The organism is Aminobacter sp. MET-1, assembly GCF_026521175.1.
Taxonomy (GTDB): Bacteria; Pseudomonadota; Alphaproteobacteria; order Rhizobiales; family Rhizobiaceae; genus Aminobacter.
The window spans coordinates 37,966-50,158 of sequence record NZ_JAMSHL010000007.1 but is presented as its reverse complement, the minus strand read 5'-3'; the positions used below and the strand labels follow the sequence as shown (position 1 = coordinate 50,158).

Here is a 12,193-nt window from a genome sequence, read left to right as displayed (position 1 = left end):
CATCGAAATTATGAAGTCAAGCGGAAAGACAGCAATGCCCCTCGAAAGCGATCTGGCGGACAGCCCGACGGCAAGCCTGCCGGAGCCCGAGGCATCGGCTGCCGCTTCGATCGGCGAAATGCTGAGGACGCGGCGCAAGGCCATAGGCAAGACCATGAAGCAGGTGGCTGTCGAGGCCGGCCTCACCGAAGGCTTCATCAGCCAGATCGAGCGCGGGATTTCGACGCCGTCACTAATCTCGCTCTACAAGGTCGCCACCGCACTCGGGACCAGCGTCGACACCTTCCTGTCGCAGCCGCCCGAGCATGCGCATTCGATGGTCTCCCACGCCGGCGAGCGTCACGGCTACAATGTCGAGACCAAGGAGCGTGTTTACGAGATCATCGAGCGCGGCTTTCCCGGTGCCGCCCTCAACGGCTGTATCACGCTGATGCCCTCAGGCTATGCCTCGGAGCTCACCACTCACCAGGGCGAGGACTTCCTCTACCTGATCGAGGGCGAAATGCTCTACGAGATCGACGGCAAGGAGTATCTTCTCAAAGCCGGCGACACGCTGCACTTCCCCTCCTCCCTGCCCCATCGGGCCAGGAATGTCGGACCTGGACCGGCGCGCGAACTCTGGGTCGGCACCACCCGCATCCTTCCCGAGAATTGACGCCAGGCGTTGGAGCAACGGCCTGATGTTGCCCGCGGCCGCCATTCGACCTATCACCTTGCGCAGTCGGGCGATGCGCCCGGTCGCGAGCGGGTAATGTCATGAAACTGGAAACCGTCGATATCAGGCAGGCAGCATCAGCGGCCGATATCGTCTATGAGGCGCTGCGCAAGGCGATCATCGAGGGCGACCTCGCCGAGGGCGAAAACCTCAGGCAGGACCAGATCGCCTCGATGTTCAACACCAGTCGCATCCCTGTGCGCGAGGCATTGTCGCGGCTCGAGCAGAACGGCCTGATCACCACCCAGCGCTACAAGGGCGCTGTCGTCGCCGGCCTGTCGATCGAGGAAATCGCCGAGATCTTCGAGTTCCGCGCACTGGTCGAGGCCGAGGTGATCCGCCTTGCCGTGCCCAACATGGACCGCAGCACGCTTGCTCTCGCCGGCCGCCACTGCGAGGAGTTCGGCCGTGAGCCGAACTCGGCCAGATGGGGCGAGATCAATCGCAACTTCCATTATAGCCTCTACGAGGCCGCCCGCCGGCCTTATTATCTCCAGATCGTGCGCGCTTCGCTGGACCGCATCGACCGCTATCTCCGGGCGCAGCTGACGCTCACCGACGGCATGGCTCGAGCCCGCAGGGAGCATCAGGCGATCCTGGACGCCTGCGTCGAGGGCAATGCCGAAAAGGCGGCAGAGCTCACGCGCGACCACGTGCTCGGCGCCGGTCGCGCGCTGATCGCCTATCTCGAGGAAACACGATCGGGCGATGACTGACCTGCTTTCTTTGCCTGATATCGTTACGGGAGCGTTCCGATGAGCATCAGGCCGATCGTCCGCTTTCCCGATCCTCGCTTGCAGGCCATCGCCGCTCCGGTGACGACGTTCGACGCGGAATTGCACACCCTCGCCAACGACCTGCTCGACACCATGCGCGCTGCCCCCGGCGTCGGCATCACCGCACCTCATATCGGCGTGGCCCAGCGATTGGTGCTGCTTGAACTCGAGCCGAAGCAGGTGCGTATCTACGTCAACCCGCAGATCGTCTGGACTTCGCAGGAAAAGATCCGCCACACCGAAGGCAGCGTTTCGATGCCAGGCGTCACCGACGAGATCGAGCGCCATGCCGCAATCGAGATTGCCTATCAGGATCTCCATGGCAGAGAACTGACCGAGAAGGCCGAAGGCTTCCTTGCTGCCTGCCACCAGCACGAGATCGACCAGCTCGACGGCATCTTCTGGATCCAGCGCCTGTCGAAGCTCAAGCGCGACCGCCTGATCAAGCGCTACGACAAGCTACGGCAACGCTAGGGCGACGGAAGCCGTTGATGCCAACACCGGCACGGGTTGGTTCGATGGCGCCGATTTCCACATGACGGGTAAATGTTGGGACGCTCTTGCCTATGTTCAGGGCATTTCTTGCCGCGTTGCGACAGTTGAGTCGCCTCTAATGTGAGCCTGGGTGCGGAACCAATTCGCTGATCGCGTGTTTAGGCGCTGCTGGGGGACAGCTCCCATGCGTGAAACTAGGGAATTTGCTTAAGCATCAAAGGAGCAGGATCATGAAGAAATTTGTTCTCGCCTTGGCCGTTGCTGGCATGATGTCATTCCCTGCCTTCGCCGCCGACGGCGTGGTGAAGGAATACAACAAGGAAGCACGCGTCATCACCCTGGAAGACGGCACCAGCTTCACCGTAGGCGCAGACGTCGCGATTCCGCCGGAAGTCAAGGTTGGCGCCAAGGTCTCGATTCAGACGGACAAGAACGACAACACCAAGGTGACGGAAGTTCTTATGAACCCGTAAGCGGGTCCCCTCGAACAGATCTTCAGGCCCTGGATACGCCCGTATCCAGGGCCTTTCAATTGCAGCCTTTTGCAGCCTGCCGATCGCCATGCAGCGCCCAGCCCACGTCCGCGTCCTGCTCGCCTACCCCTACCTGCCTGCGCGACCTACCCCGTGATGGCGTCGACGTAGCTCATTTCGAAACTTTCAGAGACGCGCGACAGACAATGCGCTGTCGGCCTTGATGATCCTGCCGGTGGCGAGGCCGAAGCTGCCTGTAGCCAGTGCTGTCATATGCCGCCAATGTTGCCGGGATCGCCCCAACTCCCCCGCCGTCGGCAAATGAGCCGGTCTTATTCCTGCACCTTCCACCCCGCTGCCCGCTGGCGATGGACATCCGCAATGATGTTCGGACCTCAAGCATACCGCCGCCTGCGCTGACATCGCCTGCCGCGCGCTCGAGGGCTGGGGGTGCAAAGGGGAAGAGCCCCATGTGCCATGGTTCGACATCCAACGACCGTTTCAAACGTCGATGTGCGAAGATTCACGCAGTCCTTTCGATTGACGAGCCTCGCGTCACACGCCACAAAGTTCCATCAACGAGCTCCTTTGCCTTCTGGTTGCTGCCTCCATCTCTGCTGAGCGGCCATGCGTAGGTGTTTCCTGCCTTGGACCCATGGAGATTCACGTTTCATGAAAATTCCCAAGAAGCTCGGCCACATCTGGATAGGTCCAAAGCAGCAGCCGTCGCAGTGGATGCAAAGCTGGGTCGACCGTCACCCGGACTGGGACTACACGCTCTACGACAACGACTTCCTTCGCAACGGCAGCTTCAGGACGCGCGCCCAGATCGACGAGTACATGAAGCGCGGCGCCTATGCAGGTGCAGCGGACCTGCTGCGCTTCGAAATTCTTTATTCGGAAGGCGGCTACATGGCTGGCGCGGACAGCATTTGCGTCCATCCGGTCGATGAACTGTTCGACGACGACGGAACGCTCTACACCGTCTATGAAAATGAGTTCCTGCGCGGCCAGCTGGTAGCTCCGATTGTAGCGGCTGCAGCGGGCCATCCATTCCTTGATCTGATCCTATCCATCCTGGAGAGCACTCCTCCCGCCGAGTTGGATCAGCCGTGGAGAACGACGGGCAATCTGTTCATTGCCGAGCTGATCGAAACACATCGGCCGGATATCGTGATCTGGCCTTCTCACGTCCTCATACCCGAGCATTTCATCGGGAGAAAATACACCGGGACCGGCAAGGTATATGCGCACCAGATGTTCGGAGAAACGACAGGCGCTTACCAATTCGGCTCGATCTTCTCTAACATGCTCGAGTATCGCAGGCGCATCTACGCTTCTATGGCGCGCAAGCGATTGAGGGCGATCAAGCGGAAGAAACCGGCACAATGACCGCGCGACGCGAATTGCAAGTCCGCAGCGGCGATCCGGCTGCCGTTGGAGCACGGGATTGATGTACAAGGCCTTCCGGAATGCCACACGGTCTTTTCGCCGAAAGCATGGCCCACAGGCAATCATGGCCCGCCTGGGCGAGAGCCTGAGGCTGAAGCTGGCGCAACAGCGGCGTAGCCGGTCCAAGGCGCTGCACATCGGCATAACGGGCAGTTCGGCCAAATCGACGACCACCGCCCTGCTTACCCATATTCTGGAGGGCCAGGGCAACGTCCACGCACAGATCTACGAGAACACGATCCCGCAATTGGCGAGGACGCTGTGCAGCACGCCATCGCAGGCGGACTACGTCGTTGCCGAGGTTGGTGCTACCGTCAAAGGGTCCATACAGCCGATGGCACGGCTCCTCCGACCTGAGGTCGCCATCGTCACCAAAGTCGGCTTGGAGCATTATTCGGCGTTTCGCGGCAAGGAAGCCGTGGCTCAGGAAAAGGGAGAACTTGTCTCGGCCTTGCAACCTGCGGGTCTTGCAATCCTCAATGCGGACGACCCGCATGTCATGGCAATGGCAAAGCGTACGGCGGCCCGCATCGTCACCTTTGGCCGGTCGGGCACCGCTGACTACAGGCTGGACTCTGCCGAAGCTTCATTCCCGCGGCTCCTCAAGGTGACCGTATCCTGCAGCGAAGGAAGCTTCGAGCTGCAGACGGCTTTCGTGGGTGAAGAGTTCTGGATCGCGACCCTGGCCGCATTCGCCACCGCTGTCGAACTCGGCTTGGCACCAGATTTGGCGATATCTCGCATTGCCAGCTTCGCTGTCCCGTGGAACCGCTGCGGCATTCTCGCGACCAACGGAGGCCCTACCTTCATCGTCGATACGGTGAAGGCTCCCAATGACAGCATTCCAGCCGCCATCGCCATTCTCAGCAAGAGCCAGCCCGCCAACAAGCGCGCGGTAATCGGCTTCATTTCCGACTACACCGGCGGGCCGAGGAAGGGCGCTGCACTCGCATACGACCTTGCCTACCAATGCGCGGACCAGTTCATCTTCGTCGGCGAGAATGGCCATCGTGCCCGCCCTTCCGAGGAAGACAGGAAAAACGGCAAGTTCATCGATTTCCTTCTGCCAAAAGAAGCAGCGGACTATGTCAGGGCAACCTCCCGGCCAGGCGAGCTCATACTTCTCAAGGGATCCCAGACCCAGCATCTCGAACGGATTGCCCTTAGTTGGACGCATGATGTCCAATGCTGGGAAACCAATTGCGGCAAATACATCGACTGCCTGCAATGCGGGATGGTCGAGGTCCCCTACAACGAGCATCGCAAGGCCCGCAAAGCTCGCGCGCGGGCCCTGCGGGACAAAGGCATGTCACGCTCGGGCTAGGATGTAGGCAGCAGCACCGGTCTCGGGTCCTTGACCTCGGTGCTGCTACCGCACGTCCGCCCGCGCCCGTGGCCGTGCATCGTTGCGCTCATGGGCGAAAATCGTGGCCGGCAGTGGATCGCGGTTGCGGATGATGTCGGCGCCTTTTTCGCCAACCATTATTGTCGGGCCGTTGGTGTTGCAGGAGGGCACGCGCGGCATGACAGAACTGTCGCAGACGCGCAGCCCCTCTATGCCGCACACCTTCAACTCGAGGTCGACGACGGCCATGTCGTCAGTGCCCATCCTGCAGGTGCCGACGGGGTGATGGTCGGTCTTGGCGTTGGCGCAGCCATAGTCGAACAGTTGTTCCTCGGTCACCTTGTCCGGCCCGGGCAGCCGCTCGGCCAGCACGAAGGGTTTCAGGGCCGCCTGCTGCATGATCTCGCGCGCGATCCTGAGCCCTTCGATCGACATCTTGCGGTCGTGCGGATCGGCCCAATAGTTAGGGTCGATGAGCGGCGCTGCGGCCGGGTCGTTTGAGGCAAGTCGCACAGTGCCGCGCGAGCGCGGGTGCAGATAGGCAGAATTGAGCGTCACGCCGGCATTCTTGAGCCGGGCGACGCCAGCCTCGATACCCGAGCCCAGACCGAGGTGGAACTGGATGTCGGGCGAACGCGCGTCAGGATCGGCATACCAGAACCCGCCGGTCTCAAACAGGCTCGACGTAACGGGCCCGGTGCGGAACAGCACATATTGCAACCCCGCCCACAGCGTCCGGTGCAGCTTGGCAACGCTGTCGTAGGTGTGGTCCCCGGTGCACTCGGAGATAACGAACAGGTCGAGGTGGTCCTGCATGTTTTCGCCGACGCCCTTCAGGTCGTGGACGACGGGAACACCAACGCTTCTGAGGTGATCGGCCGGGCCGATGCCGGACTGAAGCAGCAGCTTGGGCGAGCCGATGGCGCCGGAGGACACCAGCACCTCGCGGTCGGCACGGATCGTTTCGATGCCATTGCCGCTCGCGATCTCGACGCCCACGGCCCTGCCCTTTTCGACCACGACGCGCGTCACCCGCGCGCCCAGGCGAACCGTCAAATTGCGCCGGTCCTTGATCGGGCTGAGATAGGCCATCGAGGCCGAAGAGCGACGCTTGTTGCGCTGGGTCAGCTGATAGAAGCCGACGCCGGCCTGCTGGCGGCCGTTGAAATCGTGATTGTAGGGAATACCGAGTTCCTGGCCGGCACGGATATAGGCATCGCAGATCGGAAGGGCTGCCGACGGCATCGATACGCCCAGCGGCCCGCCATAGGAGTGATAGTCGTCGGCAAAGCGCTGGTTGTCCTCGCAGCGCTTGAAATAGGGCAGCACCGCGCGATAATCCCAACCGGTGCAGCCATCCTCGCTGGCCCAGAGATCGTAGTCGACAGCGTTACCGCGCGTGTAGAGCTGGGCGTTGATGCTGGAGCCACCGCCGACCACCTTGGCCTGAGTGTAGCGCAGAACCCGGTTTTTCATGTGCTTCTGCGGCACCGTCTCCCAGCCCCAGCTGGCCACGCCCTTGGTCATCTTGGCAAAGCCTGCCGGCATATGGAACAACGGGTTCCAGTCGCCGCCGCCGGCTTCCAGCAGCAGAACGCGCACGTCCGCGTCTTCGCTCAGCCGGTTGGCAAGCACACAGCCGGCGGGACCCGCACCAGTGATGATGTAGTCGTAGGTCATGTCAGGAACTCTCACAGACGCGCGACGGACAATGCCCCGTCGGCCTTGATGATGCTGCCGGTGGCGAAGCCGAAGCTGCCGGTTGCCAGCGCCGCAGCGATACGTCCGATGTCGTCCGGCTCGCCCCAGCGCCCCGCCGGCACCAGCCCGTCGGCGATCAGCCGGTCATATTTTTCCGAAACCTTGGCCGTCATGTCCGAACGGATGATGCCGGGACGTATCTCGAACACGTCGATGCCGGAACCTGCCAACCGAAGCGTCAGCCCTTGAGTGAAGGCTGCAAGCCCTGCCTTCGACATGCAGTAGTCGAGCCTTTCGGGCGAGGTCATCTCGGCCGAGATCGAGGTGATGTTGATGATCGAGCGGCGCTGGCCCGGCTGCGGCATGGCGAGCATCGCCCGCAGCACAGACTGGGTAAAGAACACCGTGCCGCGCAGGTTGACCGCCATGATCACGTCGAAATTCTCTGACGTGAGCTCAAGGAAATCGCCGCGCACTTTTGACGCGATGCCGGCATTGTTGACGAGGCAGTCGAGCCGGCCGAAGTGATCGACGATCGTCTCGACCGTAGCCGCATGGCCCTCGATCTCGGCAAGGTCGGAGGCGACGAACAGCACCTTGGCGCCATGCTTTTCGAGGCCCGACACGGCCTCGGCCGCGGTCTGGTCCTCTTCACGGTCGGTGATGGCAAGATCGAAGCCTGCCTCGGCCAGCGCCCTCGCCACGGCAAGCCCGATGCCGCGGCGCGCGCCGGTGACCAGCGCCACGGGTTTCGCCTGGGTGCTCATGCCGCCAGATCCTTCCTCGCAATATGGTCGGCGACGCGCAAAGCCTGCGCCGCAATCGTCAGCGCCGGATTGACCGCCGCCGATGTCGGCAGGAAGCTCGCGTCAACGACAAACAGGTTGGGGTGGTCGAAGGCGCGGCAGAAGACGTCGAGCGGCGCCTGGGCGGGGTCGGTGCCTATGCGCACCGTGCCGCATTGATGTGACGGCGTGCGCTTGTCGAAGGCGCGGGAGACCACGACGGGAAAACCCGCACTGCGCAGCACCTGCTTGAGCTTGGCCACCAGCCGCTCATGCGCCTCCCAATTGCTGCGCACCCATTTCAGCACGATGCGCTCGCCGTCGACCATGACGCGGCTTTCCGGCGACGGCAGGTCTTCGCTCATGGCGTAGAAGTCGATCGAATGCGCGGTGACGCGGTTCAGCAACCACTCCGGCACGGCAGGCATAGCACCTTTCAGGATGGTGCCCGAAATGCGCCCGAGCAGTTGCACATTGCCCAGCGGCGGCCCGCCCTCACCGTCGGAAAGGTAAAAATCATTGAAGCCAAAAGTCTTCTGATAGACCGAATCGTTGCGGAACCAGGGGCTCATGGCGATCACCGCCGTCGAGTTGTGGTTCATGAAGTTGCGGCCGACCTGGTCGGAGCGGTTGGCGAGTCCAGTCGGATTGGCATCATTGGCCGAGCGCAGCAGGAGCGCCGCCGACTGCACGGCGCCCGCCGACAGGATCACCAGCTTCGGCCGCAGCACGGCGGTCTCGCCATTGTGCAGGTAGTGGACAGCAACGATCCGCCCGTCTGCCGCCGCTTCCAGTCGCGTCACACGCGTGTCGATCTGCAGCTTGAAGTTCTTATGCTTGAGCGCTGCCGCCAGCGCGGTCGTCTCCGCATCCATCTTGCCGTCGAAACTGTTTGGATGCGCATCCCATGGCGTCTTGCCCTTGGCCAGCCAACATTCGATGTCGACGCCAAGTGGCAGCGAATAAGGCTGCACGCCCTTGGCCCTGAGCCTGGCGCGCACGCCCGCTATCGCGGGTTCGTCGGCGACAGGCGCATGGGCATAACCGCTCGAATGCCGTGGCTCCGTCGGGTCCTCGCCCAGCACCCCGCGCACCTGGTAAAGCTGTTCCGCCTTCCCGTACCAGGCCTCCAACTCGTCATAGGCGAACGGCCATGCCGGCGACACGCCGTCGAGATGCTGCATCTCGGCAAAATCCTCGCGGCGATAGCGCGTCAGCACCGCGCCGTAGAACTTCGAATTGCCGCCGACATTGTAATAGTTGCCCGGGTTGAAGCCGGTACCGTCAGCCTCGTACCAGGTCTCATCGGGCCGAAAGTGCCCGCGCTGGAAGATGGCGCGTTGGTCGCGGTTCTCCGGTCGGTCTGCGATATGGCCGCCGGCCTCGAGAATGAGGATTTCCGCGCCGGTCGCGGCAAGGCCGGCGGCGATGGTTGCGCCGCCTACGCCTGAGCCGATGATGACGATGTCAGGCTGTCCGGACATGTCAGGCGATGCGCAGCTGGCTCTTGGGGTCGAAGAACACCGCCTTGTCCAGGTTGAAGGCGAGCTTCGTCTTCTGACCGGCATGGATTGCAGCATCGGCCCGCAGCCGCGCCACCACTTCCTTGCCGCCGAGCTTGGTCACCGCGAAGGTGTCCGAACCGGCCGGCTCCACCACCTCGATCAGGCATTCTCCCTCGGCCAGCGACTTGGCGTTGCGGTCGGCGCCGTCAGGGTCGGTCAGCGCCTCGGGTCGCACGCCGAAGATGACCTCCTTGCCCGAATAGGCCCCAAGCGCGCCATTGGCCGTTCTGATCGGCAGCGCCAGCGGCTTCTCGCTCGGCCGCTCGAGCACCACGTTGAGCCCGCCCTCGCCGCCTTCCAGACGCGCCGACAACAGGTTCATCGCCGGCGAGCCCATGAAGTCGGCAACGAACATGTTGGCCGGGCTGTTGTAGATTTCGGCCGGCGTGCCGAATTGCTGCAGCAAGCCGTCCTTCAGCACCGCGATCTTCGAGGCCAGCGTCATCGCCTCGATCTGGTCGTGGGTGACGTAGACGATGGTCGTCTTCATGCGCTGGTGCAGCCGCTTGATCTCGGTGCGCATGTCGACGCGCAGCTTGGCGTCGAGGTTGGACAGCGGCTCGTCGAACAGGAACACCTGCGGATTGCGCACCAGCGCCCGTCCCATCGCCACACGCTGGCGCTGGCCGCCGGAGAGCTGGCTCGGCTTGCGGTCGAGCAGATGCCCGATCTGCAGGATGTCGGCCACCTGCTTGATCGCCTTGTCGCGCTCGTCCTTGGGCACGCCCCGGATTTCCATGCCGAAAGCGATGTTTCCGGCCACCGTCATGTTCGGATAGAGCGCGTAGGACTGGAACACCATGGCAATGTCGCGCTTGGACGGATGCAGACCGGCCACAGACTTGCCGTTGATGGCGATATCGCCAGAGGTGATCGGCTCAAGTCCGGCAATGGTGTTGAGCAATGTCGACTTGCCGCAACCGGACGGGCCGACCAGCACCAGGAAGCCGCCCTTGTCGATCTCGATGTTGATGTCCTTGAGGATCTCCACCTGACCGTAGTTCTTGTAGAGATTGCTGATCTTGAGGAACGACATGGGCTTACCCCTTGACCGCGCCGGCCATCAGGCCGCGCACGAAATAGCGTCCGGAGACGATGTAGACGATGAGGGTGGGCAGGGCGGCCAAGATCGCCCCGGCAAAATGGACGTTGTATTCCTTCACGCCGGTCGACGAATTGACCAGGTTGTTCAGCGCCACCGTGATTGGAATGGAGTTGAAGCCCGAGAAGGACGAGCCGAACAGGAAGTCGTTCCAGATGTTGGTGAACTGCCAGATGACGGTGACGACGATGATCGGCCCTGACGACGGCAAAAGGATGCGTCGGAAGATCTGGAAGAAGCTGGCGCCGTCGATCTGCGCCGCACGCACCAGTTCGGTCGGGAACGCCTCATAGTAGTTGCGGAAGAACAGCGTGGTGAAGCCGAGGCCGTAGATGGCGTGGATCAGCACCAGCCCGCTGATGGTGCCGGCAAGCCCGGTCATGCCGAGAATGCGGGCCGACGGTATCAGCACGATCTGGAACGGAATGAAGCAGGCGAGCAGCATCATGCCGAAGACGATGTTGTCGCCCTTGAAGCGCCATTTCGTCAGCACATAGCCGTTGAGCGCACCGAGCATCGTCGAGATGGCGACGGCTGGCACGACCATCATCACCGAGTTGAGGAAATAGGGTTTCAGCCCTGTCGGCTGCACGCCGATCTGCGCCGTCGACCATGCCGACAGCCAAGGTGCGATCGTCCACTGTTGCGGCAGTGCCAGCATGTTGCCCTGGCGGATCTCGTCCAGTGGCTTCAGCGAATTGACGATCATCACGTAGAGCGGCAGCAGGTAATAGACCGCAAACAGGATCAGCACGACGTAGATGAGAGCTCGGGCGAAGATGCCGTTGCGGGTGGCAACGTCCTGGGAAGCGGCGCTCATTTCTTCTTCCCCAGTTCCGAGTAGAGATAGGGCACGATGATCGTGAAGATCATCATCATCATGATGATCGCCGAGGCCGCGCCCATGCCCATTTCGTTGCGGCCGAAGGTGAATTTCTGCATGAATAGCGCCGGCGTCCAGGTCGCGGTCCCGGGGCCGCCGTCGGTCATCGCCACCACAAGGTCGTAGGACTTGATGGCCAGGTGTGCGAGCACCACGAAGGCCGACAGGAACACCGGCCGCATCAGCGGAATGATGATCCGGCGGTAGATGGTCATGGTCGAGGCGCCGTCGATCTGGGCTGCCTTGATGATCTCGTTGTCGACGCCGCGCAGGCCGGCGAGGAACATAGCCATGACGAAGCCTGACGACTGCCAGACGGCTGCGATGACGATGGTGTAGATCGCCATCGGACCTTCCTTGATCCAGCGGAACGAGAAGCTTTCCCACCCCCAGGACTGCATCACGTGTTCGAGGCCGATGCCGGGATCGAGGAACCATTTCCAGGCAACGCCGGTGACGATGAAGGACAGCGCCATCGGGTAGAGATAGATCGGCCTGAGAACACCCTCGCCGCGAATCTTCTGGTCGAGGAAGATGGCCAGCGCCAGCCCGATCGCACTGCAGATGACGATGTAGAGAACCGAGAAGATCGCCAGGTTCTTCAGCGCGACGATCCAGTTCGGATGATTGAACAGGCGCACATAGTTGTTGAAGCCGACCCAGGTCGAGAAATCGGGCAACAGCTTCGAACCGGAAAACGACAGGAAGGCCGTGAAGATGATGAAGCCATAGACGAAGATCAGGATGACTGCGAAGCTCGGCGCAAGCACGAGTTTCGGCAGCCACTCCTGCAGCGTGGCGCGCGTTTCCGTCGCCGTGCGCGGCACAGCGGTCGTCGTGAGGTCTGCCATTGTTCCAGCCTCTGGTTGATGTCGACGGGTGGGTGGCCCCGGCCAAAGCC

At 62.2% G+C, this 12,193-nt stretch carries 12 protein-coding genes; 6 read left to right on the top strand and 6 right to left on the bottom strand.

Annotated features, from left to right (window positions below; translation table 11 throughout):
• Window positions 1-34 precede the first annotated feature (34 nt).
• From NDO48_RS12110 to NDO48_RS12085, 6 genes are all read left to right on the top strand, one after another.
• The gene (locus tag NDO48_RS12110) at window positions 35-655 is read left to right on the top strand and encodes a helix-turn-helix domain-containing protein (RefSeq protein WP_018429356.1); all 621 of its coding nucleotides are present in this window, start codon (window positions 35-37) and stop codon (window positions 653-655) included.
• Window positions 656-756: 101 nt separating this feature from the next.
• Window positions 757-1,431, top strand: coding sequence for a GntR family transcriptional regulator (locus NDO48_RS12105; RefSeq protein ID WP_018429357.1), 675 nt, complete (start codon window positions 757-759; stop codon window positions 1,429-1,431).
• A gap of 39 nt (window positions 1,432-1,470) precedes the next feature.
• Window positions 1,471-1,965, top strand: coding sequence for a peptide deformylase (locus NDO48_RS12100; protein ID WP_267321528.1), 495 nt, complete (start codon window positions 1,471-1,473; stop codon window positions 1,963-1,965).
• Between the two features lie 251 nt (window positions 1,966-2,216).
• Window positions 2,217-2,459, top strand: coding sequence for a DUF1344 domain-containing protein (locus NDO48_RS12095; RefSeq protein ID WP_018429359.1), 243 nt, complete (start codon window positions 2,217-2,219; stop codon window positions 2,457-2,459).
• Between the two features lie 672 nt (window positions 2,460-3,131).
• Window positions 3,132-3,851 (top strand): glycosyltransferase family 32 protein, encoded by a 720-nt coding sequence (locus tag NDO48_RS12090; RefSeq protein WP_267321527.1) that lies wholly within the window; start codon window positions 3,132-3,134, stop codon window positions 3,849-3,851.
• Between the two features lie 61 nt (window positions 3,852-3,912).
• Entirely contained in the window at window positions 3,913-5,235 is a 1,323-nt protein-coding gene (locus tag NDO48_RS12085; RefSeq protein ID WP_267321526.1) for a Mur ligase family protein, read from the top strand.
• A 45-nt stretch (window positions 5,236-5,280) separates the two neighbouring features.
• Here NDO48_RS12085 and NDO48_RS12080 read toward each other — a convergent pair whose 3' ends face one another.
• From NDO48_RS12080 to NDO48_RS12055, 6 genes are read right to left on the bottom strand one after another with little or no spacing between them, the layout of a single operon-like run.
• Window positions 5,281-6,936 carry a GMC family oxidoreductase gene (locus NDO48_RS12080; protein ID WP_267321525.1) on the bottom strand — a complete coding sequence of 552 codons (1,656 nt, stop codon included), beginning with the start codon at window positions 6,934-6,936 and terminating at the stop codon, window positions 5,281-5,283.
• Between the two features lie 11 nt (window positions 6,937-6,947).
• Entirely contained in the window at window positions 6,948-7,724 is a 777-nt protein-coding gene (locus NDO48_RS12075; protein WP_018429363.1) for a 3-ketoacyl-ACP reductase, read from the bottom strand.
• Window positions 7,721-9,226, bottom strand: a complete 1,506-nt coding sequence (locus NDO48_RS12070) for a GMC oxidoreductase (RefSeq protein ID WP_267321524.1) — start codon at window positions 9,224-9,226, stop codon at window positions 7,721-7,723. Before NDO48_RS12070 ends, NDO48_RS12075 begins: the two co-directional genes overlap by 4 nt.
• A gap of 1 nt (window position 9,227) precedes the next feature.
• Entirely contained in the window at window positions 9,228-10,343 is a 1,116-nt protein-coding gene (locus NDO48_RS12065; protein WP_018429365.1) for an ABC transporter ATP-binding protein, read from the bottom strand.
• A 4-nt stretch (window positions 10,344-10,347) separates the two neighbouring features.
• On the bottom strand, window positions 10,348-11,229 hold the full coding sequence (locus NDO48_RS12060) for a carbohydrate ABC transporter permease (protein ID WP_267321523.1): 882 nt from the start codon (window positions 11,227-11,229) through the stop codon (window positions 10,348-10,350).
• Complete coding sequence (locus NDO48_RS12055) at window positions 11,226-12,143, bottom strand: carbohydrate ABC transporter permease (RefSeq protein WP_018429367.1); 918 nt, start codon at window positions 12,141-12,143, stop codon at window positions 11,226-11,228. The genes NDO48_RS12060 and NDO48_RS12055 overlap by 4 nt, the downstream gene beginning before the upstream one ends.
• Window positions 12,144-12,193 lie beyond the last annotated feature (50 nt).